26 protein-coding genes and 1 pseudogene are annotated in these 23,015 nt (G+C 76.9%); 6 read left to right on the forward strand and 21 right to left on the reverse strand.

Translation table 11 applies throughout. The features are described from left to right. Window positions 1-12: 12 nt before the first annotated feature. Genes tsaD through ACI8AR_RS17575 form a run of 5 tightly spaced genes read right to left on the reverse strand, consistent with a single transcriptional unit; the run spans window position 13 to window position 3,229 of the window. Window positions 13-1,050 carry a tRNA (adenosine(37)-N6)-threonylcarbamoyltransferase complex transferase subunit TsaD gene (gene tsaD / locus ACI8AR_RS17555; protein ID WP_457052158.1) on the reverse strand — a complete coding sequence of 346 codons (1,038 nt, stop codon included), beginning with the start codon at window positions 1,048-1,050 and terminating at the stop codon, window positions 13-15. Beyond that, on the reverse strand, window positions 1,043-1,495 hold the full coding sequence (gene rimI, locus ACI8AR_RS17560; RefSeq protein ID WP_457046021.1) for a ribosomal protein S18-alanine N-acetyltransferase: 453 nt from the start codon (window positions 1,493-1,495) through the stop codon (window positions 1,043-1,045). The genes tsaD and rimI overlap by 8 nt, the downstream gene beginning before the upstream one ends. Further along, window positions 1,492-2,127, reverse strand: a complete 636-nt coding sequence (gene tsaB / locus ACI8AR_RS17565; RefSeq protein ID WP_457052159.1) for a tRNA (adenosine(37)-N6)-threonylcarbamoyltransferase complex dimerization subunit type 1 TsaB — start codon at window positions 2,125-2,127, stop codon at window positions 1,492-1,494. Before tsaB ends, rimI begins: the two co-directional genes overlap by 4 nt. Before the next feature lie 11 nt (window positions 2,128-2,138). Continuing rightward, window positions 2,139-2,600, reverse strand: coding sequence for a tRNA (adenosine(37)-N6)-threonylcarbamoyltransferase complex ATPase subunit type 1 TsaE (gene tsaE, locus ACI8AR_RS17570; protein ID WP_456929467.1), 462 nt, complete (start codon window positions 2,598-2,600; stop codon window positions 2,139-2,141). Next, entirely contained in the window at window positions 2,597-3,229 is a 633-nt protein-coding gene (locus tag ACI8AR_RS17575; protein WP_457052160.1) for a uracil-DNA glycosylase, read from the reverse strand. The genes tsaE and ACI8AR_RS17575 overlap by 4 nt, the downstream gene beginning before the upstream one ends. A gap of 102 nt (window positions 3,230-3,331) precedes the next feature. Between ACI8AR_RS17575 and ACI8AR_RS17580 the strand changes: the two genes are divergently transcribed. Further along, the gene (locus ACI8AR_RS17580; RefSeq protein ID WP_457052161.1) at window positions 3,332-3,883 is read left to right on the forward strand and encodes a TIGR04222 domain-containing membrane protein; all 552 of its coding nucleotides are present in this window, start codon (window positions 3,332-3,334) and stop codon (window positions 3,881-3,883) included. Between the two features lie 3 nt (window positions 3,884-3,886). On the opposite strand, the gene ACI8AR_RS17585 is transcribed toward ACI8AR_RS17580, so the two are convergent. The 14 genes and pseudogenes from ACI8AR_RS17585 to ACI8AR_RS17650 form a co-directional block, all read right to left on the reverse strand. After that, window positions 3,887-5,086, reverse strand: coding sequence for an alpha/beta fold hydrolase (locus ACI8AR_RS17585; RefSeq protein WP_457052162.1), 1,200 nt, complete (start codon window positions 5,084-5,086; stop codon window positions 3,887-3,889). Window positions 5,087-5,106: 20 nt separating this feature from the next. After that, entirely contained in the window at window positions 5,107-6,237 is a 1,131-nt protein-coding gene (alr, locus tag ACI8AR_RS17590) for an alanine racemase (RefSeq protein WP_457052163.1), read from the reverse strand. Beyond that, window positions 6,234-7,688: an NAD(P)H-hydrate dehydratase gene (locus tag ACI8AR_RS17595; RefSeq protein ID WP_457052164.1), complete on the reverse strand. Its 1,455-nt coding sequence runs from the start codon at window positions 7,686-7,688 to the stop codon at window positions 6,234-6,236. The genes alr and ACI8AR_RS17595 overlap by 4 nt, the downstream gene beginning before the upstream one ends. Beyond that, window positions 7,685-8,062: a holo-ACP synthase gene (locus ACI8AR_RS17600; RefSeq protein WP_457052165.1), complete on the reverse strand. Its 378-nt coding sequence runs from the start codon at window positions 8,060-8,062 to the stop codon at window positions 7,685-7,687. Before ACI8AR_RS17600 ends, ACI8AR_RS17595 begins: the two co-directional genes overlap by 4 nt. A gap of 120 nt (window positions 8,063-8,182) precedes the next feature. Continuing rightward, window positions 8,183-10,057 (reverse strand): glutamine--fructose-6-phosphate transaminase (isomerizing), encoded by a 1,875-nt coding sequence (glmS, locus tag ACI8AR_RS17605; protein ID WP_457052166.1) that lies wholly within the window; start codon window positions 10,055-10,057, stop codon window positions 8,183-8,185. A gap of 88 nt (window positions 10,058-10,145) precedes the next feature. Beyond that, the gene (locus ACI8AR_RS17610) at window positions 10,146-10,985 is read right to left on the reverse strand and encodes a DUF427 domain-containing protein (protein WP_457052167.1); all 840 of its coding nucleotides are present in this window, start codon (window positions 10,983-10,985) and stop codon (window positions 10,146-10,148) included. Between the two features lie 69 nt (window positions 10,986-11,054). Then, a complete protein-coding gene (gene glmM / locus ACI8AR_RS17615) occupies window positions 11,055-12,404 on the reverse strand; it encodes a phosphoglucosamine mutase (protein WP_457052168.1) in 1,350 nt (449 codons plus the stop codon). Window positions 12,405-12,415: 11 nt separating this feature from the next. After that, entirely contained in the window at window positions 12,416-12,835 is a 420-nt protein-coding gene (rpsI, locus tag ACI8AR_RS17620; protein WP_456929476.1) for a 30S ribosomal protein S9, read from the reverse strand. After that, entirely contained in the window at window positions 12,832-13,275 is a 444-nt protein-coding gene (gene rplM / locus ACI8AR_RS17625; RefSeq protein ID WP_387987693.1) for a 50S ribosomal protein L13, read from the reverse strand. The genes rpsI and rplM overlap by 4 nt, the downstream gene beginning before the upstream one ends. Before the next feature lie 211 nt (window positions 13,276-13,486). Beyond that, window positions 13,487-14,695, reverse strand: a complete 1,209-nt coding sequence (locus ACI8AR_RS17630; RefSeq protein ID WP_457052169.1) for a DUF7373 family lipoprotein — start codon at window positions 14,693-14,695, stop codon at window positions 13,487-13,489. A 101-nt stretch (window positions 14,696-14,796) separates the two neighbouring features. Further along, window positions 14,797-16,386, reverse strand: a complete 1,590-nt coding sequence (locus ACI8AR_RS17635) for a S8 family peptidase (RefSeq protein WP_457052170.1) — start codon at window positions 16,384-16,386, stop codon at window positions 14,797-14,799. A 164-nt stretch (window positions 16,387-16,550) separates the two neighbouring features. After that, entirely contained in the window at window positions 16,551-17,036 is a 486-nt protein-coding gene (locus ACI8AR_RS17640; RefSeq protein ID WP_457052171.1) for a beta-class carbonic anhydrase, read from the reverse strand. A gap of 76 nt (window positions 17,037-17,112) precedes the next feature. Further along, entirely contained in the window at window positions 17,113-17,649 is a 537-nt protein-coding gene (locus tag ACI8AR_RS17645; protein WP_457052172.1) for a PfkB family carbohydrate kinase, read from the reverse strand. A 116-nt stretch (window positions 17,650-17,765) separates the two neighbouring features. Further along, window positions 17,766-18,233: pseudogene (locus tag ACI8AR_RS17650) on the reverse strand (PfkB family carbohydrate kinase); the annotation flags it as partial. Here ACI8AR_RS17650 and moeA point away from each other — a divergent pair. Genes moeA through ACI8AR_RS17665 form a run of 3 tightly spaced genes read left to right on the forward strand, consistent with a single transcriptional unit; the run spans window position 18,147 to window position 20,295 of the window. Beyond that, a complete protein-coding gene (gene moeA, locus ACI8AR_RS17655) occupies window positions 18,147-19,340 on the forward strand; it encodes a molybdopterin molybdotransferase MoeA (RefSeq protein ID WP_457052173.1) in 1,194 nt (397 codons plus the stop codon). The pseudogene ACI8AR_RS17650 and the gene moeA overlap by 87 nt on opposite strands. Continuing rightward, entirely contained in the window at window positions 19,337-19,807 is a 471-nt protein-coding gene (moaC, locus tag ACI8AR_RS17660; RefSeq protein WP_457044476.1) for a cyclic pyranopterin monophosphate synthase MoaC, read from the forward strand. The genes moeA and moaC overlap by 4 nt, the downstream gene beginning before the upstream one ends. Then, on the forward strand, window positions 19,804-20,295 hold the full coding sequence (locus ACI8AR_RS17665; protein WP_457052174.1) for a MogA/MoaB family molybdenum cofactor biosynthesis protein: 492 nt from the start codon (window positions 19,804-19,806) through the stop codon (window positions 20,293-20,295). Before moaC ends, ACI8AR_RS17665 begins: the two co-directional genes overlap by 4 nt. On the opposite strand, the gene ACI8AR_RS17670 is transcribed toward ACI8AR_RS17665, so the two are convergent. Then, the gene (locus ACI8AR_RS17670; protein WP_457052175.1) at window positions 20,267-20,617 is read right to left on the reverse strand and encodes a hypothetical protein; all 351 of its coding nucleotides are present in this window, start codon (window positions 20,615-20,617) and stop codon (window positions 20,267-20,269) included. The two genes, ACI8AR_RS17665 and ACI8AR_RS17670, sit on opposite strands and share 29 nt — an antisense overlap. A gap of 180 nt (window positions 20,618-20,797) precedes the next feature. After that, complete coding sequence (gene fdhD / locus ACI8AR_RS17675) at window positions 20,798-21,634, reverse strand: formate dehydrogenase accessory sulfurtransferase FdhD (protein ID WP_457052176.1); 837 nt, start codon at window positions 21,632-21,634, stop codon at window positions 20,798-20,800. Between the two features lie 41 nt (window positions 21,635-21,675). Between fdhD and mobA the strand changes: the two genes are divergently transcribed. After that, on the forward strand, window positions 21,676-22,266 hold the full coding sequence (gene mobA / locus ACI8AR_RS17680) for a molybdenum cofactor guanylyltransferase (protein ID WP_457052177.1): 591 nt from the start codon (window positions 21,676-21,678) through the stop codon (window positions 22,264-22,266). A 32-nt stretch (window positions 22,267-22,298) separates the two neighbouring features. Continuing rightward, the gene (locus ACI8AR_RS17685) at window positions 22,299-22,961 is read left to right on the forward strand and encodes an NAD(P)H-binding protein (RefSeq protein WP_457052178.1); all 663 of its coding nucleotides are present in this window, start codon (window positions 22,299-22,301) and stop codon (window positions 22,959-22,961) included. The last annotated feature ends 54 nt before the right edge of the window (window positions 22,962-23,015 follow it).

A 23,015-nucleotide genomic window follows, 5' to 3' on the forward strand; every position in this document is an offset into this window, starting at 1 on the left:
CATTTCTGCCGCCTACCGGCTGACGACGTCGATCGGCAGCGAGCTGTCGGCGCCCAGCTCGGGCGCCGACGGCTCGACGCCGGCGGCGACCAGCCGCGAGCCGAGCGCGGCGACCATCGCGCCGTTGTCGGTGCACAGCCGCGGGCTGGGTACCCGCAGCACGATCCCGGCCGCGGCGCAGCGCTCCTCGGCCAGGGCCCGCAGCCGCGAGTTGGCCGCCACTCCCCCGCCGAGCACCAGGTGGTCGACGCCGTGCTCGCGGCAGGCCCGCACCGCCTTGGCGGTCAGCACGTCGGCGACCGCCTCCTGGAACGACGCCGCGACGTCGGCCACCGGCACCGGCTCCCCCGCCGCCCGCCGGGCCTCGACCCACCGCGCGACGGCGGTCTTGAGCCCGGAGAAGCTGAAGTCGTAGGGCGCGTCGCGGGGGCCGGTGAGCCCGCGCGGGAAGTCGATCGCCGCCGGGTCGCCCTCGCGCGCGGCCCGGTCGATCGGCGGGCCGCCGGGGAAGGGCAGGCCCAGCACGCGGGCGACCTTGTCGAAGGCCTCGCCGGCGGCGTCGTCGATCGTGCGGCCCAGCGACTGCACCTCCTGGGCCAGGTCGGGCACGAGCAGCAGCGAGCTGTGCCCGCCGGAGACCAGCAGCGCCAGGGACGGCTCGGCGAGGCGGCCGTGCTGCAGCTCGTCGACGGCGACGTGCGCGGCCAGGTGGTTGACCCCGTACAGCGGCTTGTCCAGCGCGAGCGCGTACGCCTTGGCGGCGGCCAGCCCGACCAGCAGGGCGCCGGTGAGCCCGGGCCCGGCGGTCACGGCGACGGCGTCGACGTCGGACGCGGACACCCCGGCCTCGGCCAGCGCGCGGTGCACGGTCGGGACCATCGCCTCCAGGTGCGCCCGCGAGGCGATCTCGGGCACCACCCCGCCGAAGCGCTCGTGCTCGGCCATCGAGGTGGCGAGCGCGTCGGCGAGCAGCGTGTGCCCGCGGACGACGCCGACGCCGGTCTCGTCGCAGGAGGTCTCGAACCCGATGACCAGCGGCTCGTCAGCCACGGAGCCTCTCCCTCTTCATCACGACTGCGTCGGTGTTGCTCGGCTGGTAGTAGCCGCGCCGCCGGCCGATCTCGGTGAACCCGCGCCGCCGGTAGAGGCCCTGCGCGAGCTCGTTGTCGGCCCGCACCTCGAGCAGCACGACCGGGCTGCGCCGGTCGGCCTCGGTGAGCAGCGCGTCGAGCAGCCGCGCCCCGATCCCCTCGCCCTGCCGGTCCCGTGCCACGCCGATGGTCGCCACGTGCGCCTCGTCGTCGTAGGCGATGAGCCCGGCGTAGCCGACCACGGCGCCGTCGTCCTCGGCGACCAGGTAGTGGCGGGTGTCGGTGCGGGCGAGCTCGTCGCGGTACATCGCGCGGGTCCAGGTGTCGGGCGCGAAGAGCTCCTCCTCCAGCGCGAGGACGGCGTCGAGGTCGGCCAGCCGCATCGGCCGCAGCCGCGCGCTCACGCGGTGGTCACCGGCTTGAACGACGTCGGCGGGACGGCGTCGGGCCGGCGGAGGTACAGCGGCACCAGCGGCCCGGCGGACGACGGGTCGTCGAGCAGGGATGCCGCCGCGCGCAGCAGCCCGGCGGTGGTCACCTCGGCGGGCCCGACCGGCGCGCCCAGCCGGTCGGCGAACCGCGGGTCGCCGACCAGCGGGCCGGGGAACCCGGCCTCCTCGGGCCGGACGACGCCGGGACCGTCCACGCGCGCGCCGGCGTCGTCGTAGGCGGCCCAGTAGACCTCCTTGCGGCGGGCGTCGGTGACCACGGTGCGGCGCCCGGAGCCGACCGCGTCCAGCGAGCAGACCCCGACCGCGGGGACGCCGCGCGCGTCGGCGAGCGCCGCGGCGGTGACGACGCCGACCCGCAGTCCGGTGAAGGGCCCGGGGCCGAGGCCCGTGACGACGGCGTCGACGTCGGCGAGGGTCAGCCCGGCCGCGGCCAGCGCCTCGCGGACGGCGGGGACGAGCAGCTCGGCGTGCCGGTTGCCCGAGGGCACCGCCCGCTCGGCGAGCACCTCGACGTCCCCGGCGGTGCGGCGGGCGACCCCGGCGACGAGGGTGGGGGTCGCGGTGTCGAGGGCGAGGACGAGCACGACTCGCCAGGTTAGTCCGGCCGGTCGCCGTCGAGCCGGGCCTCCCAGCCGGGGCCGTGCGGGACGAGCACGGCGGTGCGGACGTCGTCGTCGCGGCGGTCCAGCCGGACCTCGAGGTGCTCGTCGGCCAGCCGCTCGACCAGCCCGGCGCCCCACTCGACCACGGTCACCGACTCCTCGGTGGAGGCGTCGAGGTCGAGGTCGTCGACGTCGGCCACGCTGCCGAGCCGGTAGGCGTCCACGTGCACCAGCGGCAGCCGCCCGCCGCGGTGGACGCGGGCGATGACGAACGTGGGCGAGGTGACCGGCTCGGTCACGCCGAGTGCGGCGCCGAGGCCCTGGGTGAGCGCGGTCTTGCCCGCCCCCAGCGGCCCGGTGAGGACGACGAGGTCGCCCGGCCGCACCACGGCGGCGAGCTCCGCGCCCAGCGCCCGGGTGTCCTCGGGGGTGGGCAGCTCGTGCTCGCGCCTCACCGGGCCAGGCTCCGCGCCACCGAGGTGAGGTCCTCCAGCAGCCCGGCCCGCGGCGCCCCCGCCGGGCCGAACCGGATCGCCGCCGACGGGTGGTAGGTCGCCCACACCGCGCGGCCGCCGACGTCGTGCGGGCGGCCGCGGGCCTCGGCGAGCACGGTCCGCGGCCCGAGGAACCACTTGGCCGACGACAGCCCGAGCGCCACGACGACGGGCGGGTCGAGCAGCTCGAGCTGGCGGCGCAGCCAGCCGCTGCAGCGGGCCACCTCGGGGGTCCTCGGCGTCCGGTTGCCCGGCGGCCGGCACTTCACGATGTTGAGCACGGCCGCGTCGGCGCGGTCCAGCCCGGCCTCGGCGAGCAGCAGGTCGAGCAGCTGCCCCGACTTCCCCACGAAGGGCCGCCCGGTCTCGTCCTCGTTCGCGCCGGGCGCCTCCCCGACCAGCGCGAACCGGGCGCGGCCGCGCACCGGCGGGTCCCCGACGACGACGTGCTGCCGGGTGGTGGCCAGCTCGGGGCAGGCGACGCAGGGGGTGGCGGCCGCGGCCAGCTCGGACCAGTCGGCGGCCGCGGCGGCGGTGCGCGCGACCTCCGCGGCCGCGGCGTCGAAGCGGGGCGGACGGGGGGCGGCCACGCGCCGACCCTACGGGGGCCGCTGCGGCCGGGCCTCCGGGCTTCCCTCCACGGCCCGGGAGGCTCACCCTGTGCTCGGGACCCCGCGCCGGGAGGAGCCGCCATGACGCCGCAGCCGGACGTGTACGACGTCGCCTGCCTCGCCGGCGGGACGCAGCGGGTGGTCGACACCGCCCTGGTGGCCCTGGTGGTCACCGGCCGGGTCCGCGCGGTCGCCCCGGGCGAGCTGCAGGTGGTCTCCCCTCGCCGTCGCCACCCGGTCGAGGCCGCGGTCCTCGACGCCGTCGGGGCCCGCGGCCGCCGCTCGGTCGAGACCGTCCGCTGGCGGGCGCTCGGCGACGACCGGGTGGCCGAGGTCGCGCGGCGACTGCGCCACGAGGGGCTGCTCGGCCGGCTGCTCGGCCCGACCGCCGCGGGCCGGCGGCTGCTGCGGGACGCGCGGGCCGGCGACGCCGACCCGGTGCGCCGGGCGGCGCTGGACGGCGCGCAGCAGCTCCCCGACCCGGCGCTGCGGGCGGCGGTGCTGGAGCCCCCGCGCCGTCCGGTCGTGCCCGGCGCCGGGACGCCGTGGGAACTGACCTTCGCCGACGGCTGCGAGGTCGCCCACCGCACCCGCGACGAGCTGATGGGCCGCCTGTACGACGCCCGCGGCTGAGGGTCAGTCCCGGACGGGCGTCCCGGCGGCGACGCGGCGCAGCAGGCCGGACAGGGCCCGGGTGACCTCCTCGGGCCGCTCCAGCGGGACCAGGTGCCCGGCGTCCGGCACGACGACGTACTCGACCATCGGGCTCTCGCCGCCGAGCAGCTCCACGAGGGTGTCGCTGTGCGCCCGCGGGATCATCTTGTCCGCGTCGCCGGTGAGCACCAGCGTCGGCACGCCGCGCAGCGGCTCGAGCGCGCCCGTCTCGTCGAGGCCGGCCAGCGCCGGGTAGAACTCCGCGATCACGTCAACCGGGGTGCCGCCGATCATCGCGTCCACGTAGCGGCCCAGCCGCGGGTCGACGTCGGTGGAGGAGAACGACAGCGACCAGGTGGCCGCGGAGACGACGTCGGCGGCCAGCCGGCGGGTGCGCTCGGCGAACGCCGGCCGGCGGCGCATCGTCCAGGCCGCGACCGGCAGCACCGCGGCGCGCACGCGGGTGAGGAACTCCGGCAGGCCGAAGTCCAGCTCGGCCAGGTTGCCGCTGGACGTCGACACCAGGGCCGCGCCGACGACCCTGGTGCCGAACAGCTCCGGGCGCAGGTCGGCCAGGCCCATGACGGTCATGCCGCCCATGGAGTGCCCGACGAGCACGACCGGGCCCTCGGGCACCCGGGTCTCGATGACGGCGGCGAGGTCGTCGGCGAGCTGCTCGATCGTCGAGTTCTCGGCCGGGCCGCGGCTGGAGCCCCCGTGGCCGCGCTGGTCGTAGAACACCAGCCGGGCCGCGGGGCGGTGCCCGTTGGCGGTGGCGAGCTGCGCGCCCAGCGACCGCCGCTGGAACGTCCACGACGCCATCGACAGCGTGTAGCCGTGCACGAAGACGACGGTCAGCGGCGCGTCGAGCGGGCCGACCTCCTCCACCGCCAGCAGCACGCCGTCGTCGGCCTGGACGAACGCGGTGCGGTCGGCCCGGCGGGAGGCCGGGCCGAGCGGGTCGTCCTCGCGCAGCTCGGCGGCGGTGGCGCCCTCGGGCAGCGCCCCTTCGGGGCTCAGCCGCTCGGCGCGCACCCGCCGGGTGGCGATCCGGGCGACGGCCACGCCGACGGCGGTGGTCGCCGCCGCCAGGCCGACGACGGCCCCGGCGACCCCGGCGGCCGGGTGGCGCTCCAGCGCCCCGGCGACACCGGACCGCGCCGGGGCGGCCGCGCGCCGCACCGGTCTCCTGCTGCGTGCCATCAGACCGCCCCCGCGGACCCGACGTGCCGGCGGGTGAACCGCCCGCCGACCCGGGTGACCAGCTCGTAGTGGATGGTGTCGACCGCGTCGGCCCACTGCTGGGCGGTGGGCTCGCCCCGGTCGCCGGGACCCCAGAGGACCACCTCGTCGCCCGGCGCCACGGCGGCGTCGCCGACGTCGAGCACGAACTGGTCCATGCACACCCGCCCGGCGATGGTGCGCTGGGCGCCGCCGGCGAGCACCGGCGCCCGGTTGCCCGCCGCCCGCGGCACCCCGTCGGCGTACCCCACGGGCACGAGCGCGAGCGTGGTCTCGGTCACCGGCGAGTAGGTGTGGCCGTAGGAGACGCCGACGCCCGCGGGCACCCGCTTGGTCAGCGCCACCCGCGCGCGCACGGTCATCGCCGGCCGCAGGCCGTGCACCGCCGGGTCGCCGCCGAGCGGGTCCAGCCCGTAGAGGGCGATGCCGGGGCGGACCATGTCGTACCAGGTGTCCGGCAGCGCCACGGTGGCCGCGGAGTTGGCCAGGTGCCGCCGCCCGTCCAGCCCGGCGCCGCGGGCGAGGTCCACGGCCTCGTCGAACACCCGCACCTGGGCGCCGATCGTCGGGTGGGTCGGCGCGTCGGCGTAGGCCATGTGGCTCCACAGGCCGACCACCTCGACCTCGCCGTCGGCCTGCGCGCGGGCGGCCGCGGCGACCAGGCCCGGCCAGTCGGCCGTCGTGGCCCCCTCGCGGGACAGGCCGGTGTCGGCGAACAGGTGCAGCCGCGCGGTCCGGCCGGTGGCGCGAGCGGCGGCGACCACCTCGGCCAGCCCCCACTCCGCGTTCACCGACACCTCGACGTCGGCCTCCAGGGCCGGGGCGAAGTCGGTGCCGGGGGTGTGCAGCCAGGCCAGCAGCGGCGCGGTCACCCCCGCGGCGCGCAGCGCCAGCGCCTCCTCGAGGACGGCGACGCCGAGCGCGTCGGCACCGCCGGCCAGCACCGCCCGGGCCGCGGGCACCAGCCCGTGCCCGTAGCCGTCGGCCTTGACCACCGCCATGAGCGGCCGGCCGACCCGTTCGCGGAGCACGGCGGTGTTCGCCGCGATCACGTCGAGGTCGACGACCACCTCGGCCCGGGGTTCGCTCACACCCCCGAGTCTCGCAGGCCGGTGCTCCGCACCCGGCCCACCGTCTCGGAGAGCCGCCGCACCAGGTCGCCGGCGACCACCGGCCCGGCCTCCGCGGCGACCTGACCGGCGCGGCCGTGCAGGTGCGCGGCCGCCGCCGCGGTCTCCGCGGCCGGGCTGCCGGTGGCCAGCAGCGCGCCGAGGATCCCCGACAGCACGTCGCCGGTGCCGGCGGTGGCCATCTCCGGGGTGCCGGTGCCGTTGACGAACGCGGTCCCGTCCGGGTCCGCGACGACGGTGGCGCTGCCCTTGAGCAGCACGACCGCGCCGAGGTCCGCGGCCAGCCGGCGGGCGCTGCCGACCCGGTCGGCGCCGACCGCGACGCCGAAGCGCTCGAACTCGCGGTCGTGCGGGGTGAGCACGGTGGGGGCGGTCCGGCGGCGGACGAGGTCCGGCTCGCGGGCAGCCATCGTCAGCGCGTCGGCGTCGACCACCACCGGCAGGTCGGTGGCCAGCACCTCGGCGAGCACGCTGCGGGCGTCGTCGTCGGTGCCCATGCCGGGGCCGACCACCCAGGCCTGCACCTGGCCCGCGTCGCTCGGGCGGCCCGCGGTGACGATCGCCTCGGGCCACGCGGCGCGCACGCCCTCGGCCGCGGTGCCCGCGTAGCGGACCAGCCCCGGCCGGGTGCGCAGCGCCGCCCCCGTGCACAGCACCCCGGCGCCGGGGTAGGTGGCCGAGCCGGCCACGATCCCGACGACGCCGCGGGAGTACTTGTCGTCGACGTCGCCGGGCGGCTGCAGGTGTGCGGCGACGTCGCCGTCGGTGAGCCGGTGCGCCCGCGCGGGCGCCAGGAACGGGCCCAGGCCGATGTCGACCAGGTGCACCGTGCCGGCGTGCCCGCGGCCCTCGCCGACGACGAGGCCGGGCTTCACCGCGCCGAAGGTGACCGTGTGGACGGCGGCGAACGCGGCGCCCTCGACCGCGCCGGTGTCGGCGTCCACGCCGCTCGGGACGTCGACGGCGACGGTGATGCCCGGGCCGGTGGCGGCCCGCCCGGCCAGCCGGGCGGCGTCCGGCCGCAGCCCGCCGCGGCCGCCGATGCCCACGATCCCGTCGAGGACGAGGTCGGCGCGGTCCAGCCCGTCGGGCCCGTCCGGGCCGGTGACCCGCCCGCCGGCGCGGCGCAGCGCCGCCAGCCCGGCGGGGTGGGCGCGGTCCGGGGCGAGCAGGACGGCGGTCACCCGGGCGCCGCGGGCGGCCAGCCGCGCGCCGGCGAACAGCGCGTCGCCGCCGTTGTTGCCGCCGCCGGCCAGGACGGTGACCCGCGCGCCGTGCGCCCGGCCGAGCAGCCGCAGGCAGACGGTGGCCAGGCCGGTCGCCGCCCGCTGCATGAGCGCGCCCTCGGGGGTGCGGGCCAGCAGCACGTCCTCGGCGGCGCGGACCTCCGCGACGGTGGACAGCCCGATCACGCGGGGCCTCCCTCGGCGACGACCACGGCCGACGCGATGCCGCCGTCGTGGCTGAGCGAGAGGTGCCAGCTGCTGATGCCGAGGTCCGCGGCCCGCTTCGCGACCGTGCCCCGCACCTCCAGGTGCGGGCGGCCGCGCTCGCCGACCGTGACCTCGACGTCGTGCCAGTGCAGCGAACCGGGCGCGCCGAGGGCCTTGGCGACCGCCTCCTTGGCGGCGAACCGCGCGGCCAGCGACTCGGCGGTGCGGGCGCTGCCCGACGGCGTCGTCTGCTCGTCGGCGGTGAACAGCCGGTCCCGCAGCCCGGGGGTGCGCTCCAGCGACTCGGCGAAACGGGTCACGGGGACCACGTCGATCCCGACCCCGACGATCACCGGGTCAGTCTGCCGTGCGCCCGCCGGACGCGCCGTCCTGGCTCACCGTCACGCGTCCTGGCTCACCGCCGACGGCGAGCCAGGACGCAGCACGATCAGCTCACCTGATCGTGCACGAACTCACTCGACGGTGACGCTCTTGGCCAGGTTGCGGGGCTGGTCGACGTCGAAGCCGCGGGTGTCGGCGATCTCGCAGGCGAGGATCTGCAGCGGCACGGTGGTCACCACGGGGGCGAGCAGCGTGGGCGTGCGCGGCACCCGGATCAGGTGGTCGGCGTAGGGGACGACGTCCTCGTCGCCCTCCTCGGCGATGACGATGGTGCGCGCGCCGCGGGCCCGGATCTCCTGGATGTTGGAGACGACCTTGCCGTGCAGCAGGCTGCGCCCGCGCGGCGACGGCGCGATGACCACCACCGGGGTGCCCTCGTCGATGACCGCGATCGGGCCGTGCTTGAGCTCGCCGGCGGCGAAGCCCTCGGCGTGGATGTAGGCCAGCTCCTTGAGCTTGAGCGCGCCCTCCAGCGCCACCGGGAAGCCGACGTGGCGGCCGAGGAAGAGGACCGTGTCCGAGTCGGCCAGCGACCGGCCCAGCTCCCGCACCGGCTCCATCTGGGTCAGCACCTGCTCGACCGCCTCGGGCAGCCGCTGCAGCTGCTGGACGATCGAGCCGACCTCGTCGGCGTACTTGATGCCGCGCACCTGGGCGAGGAACAGCCCGACCAGGTAGCAGGCGACGATCTGCGCCAGGAACGCCTTGGTGGAGGCGACGGCGATCTCCGGGCCGGCGTGGGTGTAGAGCACGGCGTCGGACTCGCGCGGGATCGTCGAGCCGTTGACGTTGCAGATGGCCAGCACGCGGGCCTTCTGCTCCTTGGCGTGCCGCAGCGCCATGAGGGTGTCCATCGTCTCGCCGGACTGGCTGATGACGACGACCAGCGTGGAGCGGTCGAGCACCGGGTCGCGGTAGCGGAACTCGCTGGCCACCTCGACCTCGACCGGGATGCGGGTCCAGTGCTCGATGGCGTACTTGGCGATCAGCCCGGCGTGGTAGCTGGTGCCGCAGGAGACGACGAAGACCTTGTCGACGTCGCGCAGGTCCTGGTCGGACAGCCGCACCTCGTCGAGGACGAGCTCGCCGTCCTCGCCGAGTCGCCCGCGCAGGGTGTCGGCGACCGCCTGCGGCTGCTCGGCGATCTCCTTGAGCATGAACCAGTCGTGACCGCCCTTCTCGGCGGCCGCGGCGTCCCAGTCGACGGTGTAGGCGGCGGGCTCGGCGGGCGCGCCGTCGAAGTCGGTGACGGTCAGGCCGCGGGTGCGGTCGATCTCGACGACCTGGTCCTGGCCGAGCTCGCGGGCCTCGCGGGTGTGCGCGATGAACGCCGCGACGTCGGAGCCGAGGAAGTACTCGCCGTCGCCGACGCCGACCACCAGCGGGCTGTTGCGGCGGGAGGCGACCAGCGTGTCGGGCTCGTCGGCGTGCGCGGCGACGAGGGTGAACGCGCCCTCCAGCCGGCGGCTGACCGCGCGCATCGCCTCGGCGAACCGGCCCGGGCCCGTGGGCAGCTCCGCGTAGGCGGCGGCCAGCAGGTGGGCCACGACCTCGGTGTCGGTCTCCGAGCGCATCTCGGCGCCGGCGGCCTCGCACTCGGCACGCAGGTGCGCGAAGTTCTCGATGATCCCGTTGTGGATGACGGCGACCCGGCCGTCGGCCGACAGGTGCGGGTGGGCGTTGCGGTCGGTCGGGCCGCCGTGCGTGGCCCAGCGGGTGTGCCCGATGCCCAGCGTCGCCTCTGGCAGCGGGGCGTCGGCCAGGACCTTCTCCAGGTTGGCCAGCTTGCCCGCCTTCTTGGCCGACGCCAGCTCACCGGAGCCGTCGCCGTCCACCCGGACGGCGACGCCCGCGGAGTCGTACCCGCGGTACTCGAGCCGGCGCAGGCCCTCGAGGACGACGTCCAGGGCGTTCTGGGGGCCGACGTAACCCACGATGCCGCACATGTGTATCGAGGCTACCGGGGAAGGGGGACCGATCCGTCCCTCTGCGGTGTGAGACGCGGAGCCGGTCCCACCCGCCCCACCGGGCCGGTCAGGACCAGGGCGTCACCGGGCGCGGGCGCGGCACGCCGTCGACGGCCACGTCGAAGCGCTCGTCGAAGAAGCACAGCAGCCCCCGGAGCTGGGCCGCGTCGGGCAGCGGGTCGCGGTAGCTCCACACCGCGTCCGGGACCAGCCCGTCGCCGGTCCGCACCGACCAGTAGCTGGCCTCGCCCTTGTAGGCGCACCACGTGCGCGTCCCGCTGGGCACCAGGTCGGCGACGACGTCCTCGGCCGGCAGGTACCAGCGCACCGGCAGCAGCGTCTCGAACACCAGCCGCGGCCGGGAGGAGGCGGCCAGGAGCTGCCCGCCGGCCGACACCCGCACCGACCGCGAGCCGGCCCGGACGTCCACCCGGTGGAACGGGTCGCGCGGGTGCCCGTGCAGCGGCTCGTCCTCCTCGTACCAGGCGTCGCAGCCGCCGAAGTCCAGGACGACGTACCCGGCCAGCGCCGGGTCGGCCGGGCAGAACCCCTCGACGACGCGGTCGCTGCCCGGCACCTGCACCGCCACCGGTTCCCCCGGCGTGCTGCGCACGGAGAACGGGACCCGCGGGTCGAGGACGCGCAGCGCGGTCACGTCGGGGACGGCGAAGCCGGTGCCCGCCGGCACGTCCGGGGGCGGGGCCGGGGCGGGGGTCAGGGTCCCGCGCAGGTCCTCGCGCGGGACGGCGTACGCGGGGACCACCCGCCGGGGCTCCCACACCAGCAGCGCCCGGTCGGTGAGCGCGACGACGACGCCGTCGGCCTCGGCCCGCACCCGCTTGGCGGTGGGCTCGTACCGGAGCAGGCCGACGGCCCCGCCGAACAGGTCGCGCATCCGCACGGTCATCGCGTCCTCCCGCCGGGCCGGTGGGCGGCATGCTCGTCCCGGGGCGCCGCCCCGGTCCAGCCCGGGCGGTCAGTCGACGGCGGCGACGACCGCGGCCAGCCGGGAGGCGATCCCGTCGGCGAGCTCCTGGGTGGGCGCCTCGACCATCACGCGGACGAGCTGCTCGGTGCCCGAGGGCCGCAGCAGCACCCGGCCGTCGTCGCCGAGCTCGGCCTCCGCGGCGTTGACCGCGCTGCCCACGGCCTCGCTCTCCACGACCCGGATGCGGTCGCGGACCGGGACGTTGACCAGGGTCTGGGGGAGCCGGCGCACCACCGAGGCGAGGTCGGCGAGCGAGCTGCCGGTGGCGGCCACGCGGGACAGCAGCGCCAGCCCGGTGAGCAGGCCGTCGCCGGTGGTGGCGTGGTCGAGGAAGACCAGGTGACCGCTCTGCTCCCCGCCGAGGCTGAGCCCCTGCTCGCGCAGCGCCTCGAGCACGTAGCGGTCACCGACGGCGGTGGTGTGCACCGCGATGCCGGCGTCGCGCATCGTGTGGTGGAAGCCGAGGTTGCTCATCACCGTGGCGACGACGGTGTCCCGGGCGAGCTCGCCGCGCTCCTTGAGCGCCAGCGCGCACACGGCGAGGATCGCGTCGCCGTCGACCACCCGGCCGTCGGCGGTGACCGCGAGGCAGCGGTCGGCGTCGCCGTCGTGCGCGATGCCGAGGTCCGCGCCGGTCTCGCGGACGGCGTCGGTCAGCGGGCCCAGGTGGGTGGAGCCGATGCCGTCGTTGATGTTCCAGCCGTCGGGCTCGCCGCCGATGACGGTGACCTCGGCGCCGGCGCGGCGGTAGACGTCGGGGGCGACGGTCGCGGCCGAGCCGTGCGCGCAGTCGACGACCAGGCGCAGGCCGGACACCGACGCCGTGAGCGTCGACAGCAGGTGCTTGGCGTAGTCCTCGCCGGCGCCGGGCAGGTCGCGGACCCGGCCGATGTCGGCGCCGGTCGGGCGGTGACCGTCGGTGCTGCGGCGGGAGACGGCGATGGTCTGCTCGATCGCCGCCTCGACCGCGTCGGGCAGCTTGTGGCCCCCGCGGCTGAACAGCTTGATGCCGTTGTCGGGCATCGGGTTGTGGCTGGCCGAGATCATGACGCCGAGGTCGGCGCCGGTCTCGGCGGTGAGGAACGCGACGGCCGGGGTGGGCAGCACGCCGACGCGCAGCACCTCGGCGCCGGCGCTCGCGAGGCCCGCCACCACGGCGGCCTCGAGCATCTCCCCGCTGGCGCGGGGGTCACGCCCGACGACCGCGACGGGACGCGAGGTCCCGTCGCGGTCGGCGAGCACGCTGGCGGCGGCACGCGCCACCGAGAGGGCCAACTCCGGCGTGAGGTCGGCGTTGGCCCGACCCCGGACGCCGTCGGTCCCGAAGAGGCGACCCACGGCGGTGCCGGTCAGCGCTTCGAGTACTGAGGAGCCTTGCGGGCCTTCTTGAGGCCGTACTTCTTGCGCTCCTTGACCCGCGCGTCGCGGGTGAGGAAGCCGGCCTTCTTGAGGGCCGGGCGGTCCTCGGCCTCGACCTCGATCAGGGCGCGGGCGATCGCCAGGCGCAGCGCGCCGGCCTGGCCGGTGACGCCGCCGCCCTTGAGGATGCCGACGACGTCGTACTGCTCGGCCTTCTCGAGGGTCACGAACGGCTCGCGGATGAGCTGCTGGTGGACCTTGTTCGGGAAGTACTGCTCGAGGCTGCGGCCGTTGAGGCGGAACTGGCCGGTGCCGGGCACGAGCCGCACGCGGACGATGGCCTCCTTGCGCCGGCCGACGGTCTGGACCGGGCGCCCCTCGGCGTCGGTCACGGTGAGGGGGGAGGTCACTGGGCCACCTGCTTGATCTCGAACGTCTGGGGCTGCTGGGCGGCGTGCGGGTGCTCGGGGCCCGCGTACACCTTCAGCTTCTTGATCATCTGCCGGCCGAGGCTGTTGTGCGGCAGCATGCCCTTCACCGCGCGCTCGACGACGCGGTCGGGGTGGGTGCGCAGCTGGTCGCCGACGTTGATCGCGCGCAGGCCGCCCGGGTAGCCGGAGTGCCGGTAGGCGGTCTTCTGGTCGCGCTTGGAGCCGGTGAGGGCGATCTTGTTCGCGTTCACGACGACGACGAAGTCACCGACGTCGACGTGCGGGGCGAACTGGGGCTTGTGCTTGCCGCGCAGCAGGGTCGCGACCTGGCTGGCGAGTCGACCGAGCACCACGTCGGTGGCGTCGATGACGTGCCAGGCGCGGGTGACCTCGCCGGGCTTGGGTGAGTACGTGCGCACGGCGCTCGTGTCCTCCGTCGTCGTCGGGGTGGCTGGTGGGATCGCCTCACCGAGGACGGGAGACGCCGACGGCGCGCGCGCACCAGCCGGCGGCCGCGCACCAGCCGACGACGATACCAGCCCACCCGACAGGCCGAGGTGACGTGCTGGAACGGCCCTCCTGCAGGGTCCCGCCGCGAGCGGAGCGAGCGGTGGGGGGCAGGAGGGCCCTTCAACCGGCGATGAGGTCGCGCTGGGCGGGCAGCAGCCGGTCCATCGCGGCGACGTCGTCGGCGGCGGCCAGGCCGAGGACGTCGACGCTGGCGAGGTGGCTGCCGTAGCCGACGTAGCAGCGCTGGTAGTAGCTCTCCCCCGCCTGGAACCAGAAGCACGGGGCGTCGGGGACCGAGGGCAGCGTGAACCGGGTGCCGCCGAACTCGGCGCCCTCGAGCTCGGCGAACGCCGTGTAGACGGCGTTGGTCTCGGCCGACGTCGGGAAGGCGTACAGCGCCACCGCGTAGCTGAGCTCGTCCTCGTCGGACTGCTTGGCGTAGAAGCCGCGGAACCCGTTGGCCGACAGCAGGTCGCGCTCCCGGGCCGGGTCGATCGCCAGCCGCAGGTAGCCCTCGAGGTCGTAGGGCCCGGAGAACTCCGTGAAGTCACCCGGCGGGTCGAGGGTGAGCGACTGCAGGCCGACCGGGTCGGTGGGCAGCGTGGGCACCTGCGCCTGCGGCGTGGGGGTGAAGCCCTGCAGCAGCCCGACCTGGTCGGTCATCAGCCGGCCGACGTCGTCGAGGCCCTGGCCGGGGCCGGTGCTGTGGTACGCGTAGGCGAGCATCCGGCCGACCGGCACGAACGCCTGGACGACGTCCTCCCCGCCGCCCTCCTGCAGCAGCACCTCGCCGTCGACGCCGGGGATCTCGGCCGCCTGGTAGCCGCCGGCCTGGTCGGCGGCGAGCTCCGCGGCCGCCCGCCGCGCGGACTCGGGGTCGGACAGCTCGGCGACCAGGGTCAGGGTGCCGGCGCCGTCGGCGGGGTCGCTGTTGCACTGGCCCCAGGCGGTGACGAAGCCCCAGCGGTCGAGGATCGGGCCCGCCGTCCCGGTGCCGAAGTAGGCGGCGTCGAGGGCGCCGGAGTCGCTCCACGGCCCGGACGGGAAGCAGATGTCCGTCCGCGCCGGGAAGGTGGTCTGCACCAGCGAGGTCACCGAGGCGATGCGGTGGGCCTCCAGCAGGGTGCCGACGGTCGGTTCGGGGGCCGGCGTGACGTCGACCGGCGGCCCGGACGGCGTCGTCGTCGCCGGCGGCTCGCTCGTCGTCGGCGCGGCAGCGGCCGGCGGGGTCGCCGTCCCGCTCACCGTGGTCGTGCACCCCGCCAGCAGCGCCGCTGCGGCCACCGCGGCGCCCGCGGCGCCCAGCCGTCGTCCCCGTGTCCCCGTCACGGGCGGGGAGCCTAGGGGTGGCGTCCTCGCAGGTCACGCACCCGCGGACGCGGGAGGGGCCGGGTGCACCGCGCACCCGGCCCCTCCGTCGTGCCGTCCGGTCAGCGGGCGGCGGTCACCGCGGCGAGCGCGTCGACCTCACCCGTGCCGTACCAGGAGGTGTGGCCCGAGCCGCCCTGGCACTGCTGCACGGCGCCGCTCTCCGAGCCGGTGAACGCCTCGTACGGGCGGCCGGTGGGGGCGCCGCTGGTGGCGGCCGGCAGCGCCTCCGGGCACAGCTGCCCGTCGGCGGTCCGGCTGATCAGCGCCTCGACCTGCGTGGGCCGCATCGCCCCGTTCTGCGGGGTGCGCGCGTCGCCGTACCGGCTGATCACCAGGGCGGCGACGCCGGCGACGTGCGGGCCGGCCATCGAGGTGCCCTGGATCCCGCAGTAGACCGCCGTCGGGTAGCCCGGGTCACCGGTGGCCTCCGTGCGGCTGCGCCCGCAGGGGATGTCGGCCGGCCAGGTGGACAGGACCTGGCCCTGGATCGCCTGCGCCCCCGGGTCGCTCCCGCGGAAGTAGAAGTCACCGCCGGGCGCCGCCACGTCGGCGGTGCTCACGCCGTAGGACGAGTAGTAGGCCTTCAGGTGGTCGGCGTACGCGCCGGCCTGCGTCCCCTGCTCGAGGCTGCCGGTCGAGGTGACCCCGATGACGCCGGGGATCTCCACCGGGACGACGACGCAGGCGTTGGTGACCTCCCGCTCCTGCTCCGACCCCGCCGGGAAGTCGGGGCTGGTGGCGTCGGCGGTCGGGTGGGAGAGGTCCTCGCTGTTGTTGCCCTCCGAGGCCACGACCGTCGTCCCCTGGTTCATCGCGTACCGGACGGCGCGCTGCACGGCCTTCCAGATGGCCCGCTGCTCCTCCTCGTTCCGGCAGTTGAACAGCCAGGGGTCGACGAAGTAGCTGTTGTTGGTCACGTCGACCTGGCGCTCGCCGGCCCACATGAACGCGCAGACGACGGCCTCGGGGAAGAAGTACCCCTCGGCGGTCGCGGCCTTGATCCCGGCGATCCGCACGTTGGGCGCGACGCCGACGATGCCCGTGCCATTGGCCGCCGCCGCGATGGTGCCGGCGGTGTGGGTGCCGTGGCCGTTGTCGTCGTCCGCGGCGGCCGCGCCCGGGACCGGGGCGCCGCTGGTGCAGTTGGCGCTGTCGGCGTCGGAGACGTTCGCCCGCAGGTCCGGGTGCCGGAAGTCGACGCCGGTGTCGATGGTGGCGACGACGACCTCGCGGCTGCCGCCGGTGACCGCGTGCGCCTCGGGCGCGTGGATCTGGCGCATGTCCCACTGGAGGCCGGAGAGCGAGTCGCCGTCCGTGGCGGGGGCGTCCGGCAGGTCGCCGGGGGCCTCGGCGCCGACGGGCGCGCCGCCGTCCAGGCGGGAGGCGTAGGCGCCGGTCGCCGTCGCCCCCTCCACCCTCCCGTCGGCCCGCACGCGCTCGTCGAAGCCGCTGTCGCCGCGGGCGACCAGTACGCCGATGGCCGCGTAGTCGGCGACGACGGTGCCGCCGGCGGCGGTCACGATCCGGGCGGCGTCGGCGGGGCTGCGCGAGCCCTTGAACACCACGAGGTGGTTCTCCGTCGCACCGGTCGTCCCGGCCGGTGCGGCGGTGGCCGCGGTGGGGACGAGGACGCCGGTCGCGGCGATCACCGCGGCACCGACGAGGAGGCGACCGAGTCGCCTGCCGGACCTCTGCATGCTCTCTCCGTTCCGAGGGGTACACGTGCCGTGAAGACGGCAGTGCGGACGGTAACCGTGGTGACGGTCACCCGCGAACGGAGGCGTTCCGGATCGGGTCCGTGCAGGTAGGACGGTCAGGCGACCCGGTGCAGCAGCCCGGTCTCGACGTCGTAGACGGTGCCGCAGATCTCCTTGGACAGGAGGAACGGGCTCTCCTGCAGCAGCCGGATCGACTCGCGGACGTCCTCGTCGGCGTCGGTGAACGTGCGCGCGGGCCACGGCGGCCGGACCCCGGTGGCCTGCTCGACCAGGTCGGCGAACGAGGCGTCGTCGGTCTTCTGCAGGCCGCAGTCGGTGTGGTGCACCAGCACGATCTCGCGGGTGCCGAGCACGTGCTGGGAGATGGTCAGCGAGCGGATGGTGTCCTCGGTGACCACGCCGCCGGCGTTGCGGATGACGTGCGCGTCGCCCACGGCCAGGCCGAGCAGCGGGAACAGCGGCATGCGCGAGTCCATGCAGGCGACGACGGCGACCTTGCGGGCCGGGGCCACCGGCAGCCCGCCCCGGAAGTCGCGGGCCCACTCCTCGTTGGCGGCCAGCATCCGCTCGTACTCGGCCACGCGGGCGCTCCTCTCGTGTGGTGAGGCACAGGAAGTTCTCCGCACGTCTCGGGCGCGCGGACGTGGGCACAGCTTGCTATGCCGCCACCACGCGCTCGCGGGCGACCTGCCCGGACAGCGCCGCCGGGGAGAGGTCCGGGCGGCCGCCGAGCCGCCGGACGCTCAGCGTGGCCGCCGCCGAGGCGGTCCGGGCGGCCTCGGCCGGGCCGGCGCCGCCGAGCAGCGCGGCGACCAGCCCGGCGCCCCAGGCGTCCCCGCCGCCGGTCGGGTCGACGGGGTCGGTGTCCGACAGCGGCACGCGTACCACGCCGTCGGCCGGCCAGTCCGCGCCGCCCGTGGCCCGGGACCCGCCGGCGCGCCAGGCGACCACCTCGCCGTCGGCGCCCGCGGACAGCACCACCAGCCGCGGTCCGGCCGCCCGCAGCTCGAGCGCGGCCTCCCGGACCGCGTCGACGCCGTCGAGGTCCCGGCCGACCAGGAGCGCGGCCTCCTCCGCGTCGGCGCGCAGCACGGCGGCGCGGGCGAGCAGCGCGTCGCGGGTGGCGTCGTCGGCGGGGGCGCCGTCGGCGACGACGAGGGCGTCCGGACGGGCCAGGTCCAGCGCCGCGCGCACCGCCTCCCCCGGCTGCTGCAGTTGCAGCGACAGCGCCTGGCACCGGCCACCAGGTCGGCGGCCGCGGCGACGTCGTCGGCGGTGAGCCGCACGCCGTCCGGGACGTCCTCGAGCAGCCGGCGCGCGCCCCCGCGCCCCACCACGTCGACCAGCAGCGCGGAGGGGACGCCCGGCCGCCGGCGCACGCCGGACACGTCCACGCCGTCGGCCCTCGCCTGCGCGAGCAGCGGGTCCCCGTCGTCCCCCACCACGCCGACCAGCGCCACCGGGACACCCAGCTGGGCCAGTGCCACCGCCTGGTTGGCGCCCTTGCCGCCGAGCACCTCGACCCGACGGAGCACCTCCGCCGAGCCGCCCGCGGACGGCAGCCGCCCGACCTGCAGCACCAGGTCCCGCCCCGCCTGCCCGAGCACCACGACGTCGGTCACCCGGCCCACGCTGCCCGCGGCGCCGGGCACCCGCCAGCCGGGCCGGGGTCCATCCGCCAGGATGACCGGGTGCGCACGGTCGAGGAACACCAGGCGGTGGTCGCCGCCCTGCTCGCCCCGCTCGGCGAGGAGGAGGTGCCGCTGGCCGCGGCGCACGGCCGGGTGCTGGCCCGCGACGTCGTCGCGGAGGTGCCGCTGCCCGGCTTCGACAACTCGGCGATGGACGGCTACGCCGCCCGGTCCGCCGAGCTCGGCGCACTCCCCGCCCGGCTGCCGGTGGCCGACGACGTCCCGGCCGGCCGCACCGACGTCGCCCCCCTCGCCCCGGGCACCGTGCAGCGGATCATGACGGGCGCGCTGCTGCCGCCGGGCGCCGACGTCGTGGTCCCCGTCGAGCTCACCGACGCCGCCACCGACGTCGTCGAGATCCGCGACGCGCCCGCGGCCGGCACCCACCTGCGCCGCGCCGGGGAGGACATCACCGCCGGTACCGTCGCGCTGGAGGCCGGCAGCCCGCTCGGCGCCGCCCAGCTCGGCCTGGCCGCCGCGGTGGGTGCCCGGACGCTGTGGGTGCGCCGCCGCCCGCGGGTGCTGGTGCTGTCCACCGGCAGCGAGCTGGTCGAGCCGGGCGAGCCGCTGCTGCCCGGGCAGGTGTACGAGTCGAACTCGCTGCTGCTGTGTGCCGCGGTCGAGGACGCCGGCGGCACCGCGCGCCGGCTGCACTTCGTGCCCGACGACGTCGGCCAGTTCCTCACCACCGTGCGCGCCGAGCTGGCCGACGCCGACCTGCTGGTCACCAGCGGCGGCGTGAGCGCCGGCGCCTACGAGGTCGTCAAGGACGCGTTCGGCACGCTCGGCACCGTCGAGTTCGTCAAGGTCGCCATGCAGCCGGGCGGCCCGCAGGGGTGCGGCACCGTCGACGGCGTCCCGGTGGTGACCCTGCCGGGCAACCCGGTGAGCTCGTTCGTGTCCTTCGAGGTGTTCGTCCGCCCGGCGCTGCGCCGGGCGCTCGGGCACGCCGCCCCCGGCCGGCTGCGCGCGCCCGCGGTGCTCACCGCGCCGCTGCGCTCCCCCGCCGGGCGCCGCCAGTTCCTCCGCGGCCGCTACGACGCCGGCCGCGTCTCCCAGGTCGGCGGGCCCGGCTCGCACCTGGTCGCCCACCTGGCCCGGGCCAACTGCCTGGTCGTCGTGCCCGAGGACGTCACCGAGCTGCCCGCGGGCGCCGAGGTCGACGTCGTCCTGATCGAGGGAGCGCTGCAGTGACCGACCGCCTCACGCACGTCGACGAGCGGGGCGCCGCCCGGATGGTCGACGTCTCCGCCAAGCCGGTGACCGCCCGCGAGGCCACCGCCGCCGGCCGGGTGCTGGTCAGCCCCGAGGTGGTGGCGCTGCTGCGCGGCGAGGGCGTGCCCAAGGGCGACGCCGTGGCCGTCGCGCGGATCGCCGGCATCGCCGGGGCCAAGCGGACGCCGGACCTCGTGCCGCTGTGCCACCCGATCGCGCTGCACGGCGTCACCGTCGACGTCGAGGTCGCCGACGACGCCGTGGAGATCACCGCCACCGCCCGCACCGCCGACCGCACCGGCGTGGAGATGGAGGCGCTCACCTCGGTCGCCGTCGCCGGGCTGACGGTGATCGACATGGTCAAGGCCGTGGACCCGCGGGCCTCGATCACCGACGTGCGGCTGCTGGCCAAGTCCGGCGGCAAGAGCGGCGAGTGGCGGCGGTGAGCGAGCTCCCCGAGGGTGCCCGCGCCGTCGTCGTCACCGCGTCCAACCGCGCCTCCGCCGGGGTCTACGAGGACCGCAGCGGGCAGGCGCTGGCCGAGGGGCTGCGCTCGCTCGGGTTCGTGGTCGAGGGGCCGCACGTGCGCCCCGACGACGTCGACGCGCTGGTCGCCGTCCTCCGCGAGGCGGTGGCGTCGGGCGCCGACGTCGTCCTCACCACCGGCGGCACCGGGCTCTCCCCCACCGACGTCACGCCCGAGGCCACCCGCGCGGTGGTCGAGCGGGAGGCCCCGGGGCTGGCGGAGGCGGTGCGCCGGTACGGCGAGGGCACGGTGCCGACCTCGGTGCTGTCCCGGGGCATCGCCGGCACCGCGGGGCGGACGCTGGTCGTGAACCTGCCCGGCTCCACCGGCGGCGTGCGCGACGGGCTCGCCGTCCTGGGGCCGCTGCTCCCCCACGTGGTCAGCCAGCTCCGCGGCGGCGACCACTGAGCGAGGAGCCCGACGTCGAGGTCTTCCTCGCCGACCGGTAGATCGAGTGCTGCCGGCCGCCGCCCGGGCGGGGTGACCGCGGGAGCTGGCCGCTGCAGTAGGTCGGCGACCCCGCGGCCCCGGCGCCCGGCAGGTCCCCTGGCGGGCCGGCCCGCTGCCCGGTGCGACGGACCTCGGCCTCCTCCTGCGGCACGAGCGGCTCACCGCCTGGTGGCGCGAGGGCGGCGCCGAGGTGCCCGTCCGCGGGGCACTCCTCGCCGACGCCCACGGGCAGGTCCCCGAGCAGGTGCCGCCGGTTCCCGGCCGCGCGGCGCGCGTCCACGTCGTCGTCCGGGCCTGCGGCTGCGACCTCCGCGCACGTACGCCCCGGTGGACGGCGAGTTCGAGCTCCGGCCGGTCGACCGCGGTCCCCGGTGGTTCGACCCCGGCCCCGTCGAGCAGCCGCTCCCGGCCTCGTCCCGCCGGGAGAGCGGCGTGCTGGGGGGCTCCGGCTGGACCGAGGTCAGCGCCGGTCGTCGAGGACGATGCGCTCCTGGCGGCTGTAGACGTTGCAGCCGTCGCCGCGGAGGAAGCCGACCAGCGTGATGCCGACGTCGGCGGCCAGCTCCACCGCCAGCGACGACGGCGCCGACACCGCGGCGAGCACCGGGATGCCGGCCATCGCCGCCTTCTGCGTCAGCTCGAAGCTGGCCCGGCCGCTGACCATGAGCACGTGCCCGGCCAGCGGCATCCGCCCGGCGCGCAGCGCGTCGCCGATCACCTTGTCCACCGCGTTGTGCCGGCCGACGTCCTCGCGCAGCGCCACCAGCTCGCCGTCGGCGGTGAACAGCCCCGCCGCGTGCAGGCCGCCGGTCTTGGTGAACACCTCCTGCGCCGCCCGCAGCCGGTCGGGCAGCGCCAGCAGCGTGGCCAGCTCCAGCCGGGTGCCGTCGCCGGCGACGTCGTACCGCGTGCGGGTGCGGATCGCGTCGATGCTCACCTTGCCGCAGACGCCGCACGAGCTCGAGGTGAGGAAGTTGCGGTCCAGCGCGGTGTCCGGCGGCTCGACGCCGGGCGCCAGGTCGACGTCGACGACGTTGTAGGTGTTGCGGCCCTCGGCGTCCACCGAGTCGCAGTAGCGCAGCCCGGCGACGTCCTCGACGCCGCCGATGACGCCCTCGGTGGCCAGGAAGCCGTGCACCAGGTCGAAGTCGGCGCCGGGCGTGCGCATGGTGACCGCCAGCGGCGACCCGGCCAGCCGGATCTCCAGGGGCTCCTCGGCGGCCACCGTGTCGGGCCGGGTGGTGCGCACGGGGCCCCGGATGCGCAGCACGGGGGTGCGGCTGGTGACTCGTCCCACGAACGGGCACGGTACCCACGCCGGGCCCCTACGGTCGGACCGTGACCGCCCCGGACCCGCTCCCGCCCTACGCGGCGGTGGTCCTGGCCGGCGGCCGCGCGGCCCGGCTGGGCGGGCAGGCCAAGCCGCAGCTCGAGGTCGGCGGCCGCACGATGCTCGCGGCCGTCCTCGCCGCGGTCCCCGACGCCGCGGCGCGGGTCGTCGTCGGGCCGCCGCAGCCGGTCCCCGACGGCGTCCGCGTCGTCCGGGAGCGGCCGCCCGGCGGTGGGCCGGTCGCGGCGATGCGCGCGGGGCTCGCCGCCGTCGACACCCCGGTGGTCGCCGTCCTCGCCGGCGACCTGCCGTTCGTGACCCCTGCGCTGGTCCGCGACCTGCGCGCGCGGCTGACCGCCGACGGCGTCCTGGTCGTCGACGACGCCGGCCGCGACCAGTACCTGCTCGGAGTCTGGCGCACCGCGGCCCTGCGCGCGGCCGTGGCCAGGGCGGACGGCCCCGTGCCGGTCCGCCGGGTCGTCGGCCGGCTGGCGGTGACGCGCCACGCCCCCGCTCGCGAGCCGGGCACCCCGCCGCCGTGGACGGACTGCGACACCCCCGCCGACCTCGCCCGGGCCCGCAGGGACGCCCGCGGGTGACCGCCCCGGGCAGCGGGTGGTAGGACGGCGGCATGCGCGTCGTCATCGCCGGTGCCCACGGTCAGGTCGCCCGCCGCCTCGGCCGGCTGCTCGCCGGGCGCGGGGACACCGTCGTCGGCATCGTCCGCAACCCCGGCCACGCCGCCGACCTCGAGGCCGACGGCGTCACGCCCGCGGTGCTCGACCTGGAGTCCGCCTCGGTCGACGACGTCGCGGAGGTCGTCCGCGGCGCCGACGCCGTCGTGTTCGCCGCGGGCGCCGGACCGGGCAGCGGCGCGGAGCGCAAGCACACCGTCGACCACGGCGCCGCGGTCCTGCTGGCCGACGCCGCCGAGCGCGCCGGCGTCCGCCCCTACCTGCTGGTGTCCTCGATGGGCGTCGAGCAGGCCCGCCAGGGGACGCCGAAGGGCATGGACCCGGTCTTCGCCGTCTACCTGCAGGCCAAGCTGCGCGCCGAGGACGTCATCCTGCCGCGCACCGCGCTGGACACCGTGATCGTGCGGCCCGGGCGGCTCACCGACGAGCCCGGCACCGGCCGGGTCACCCTCGCCCACGGCGTGGAGTACGGCGAGGTCCCCCGCGACGACGTCGCCGCGGTCCTGCTGGCCTTCCTCGACTCGGGCAAGACGAACGAGGTCGTGGAGCTGGTGTCCGGCGACACCCCGGTCGCCGAGGCGGTCGCCGCACTGCCGTGATCGTCGAGTTCCGGCCCTCCGGCCCCCTCCAGGGCGTCCCCGAGCGTGCGAGGG

The organism is Geodermatophilus sp. SYSU D01036 (assembly GCF_054050435.1).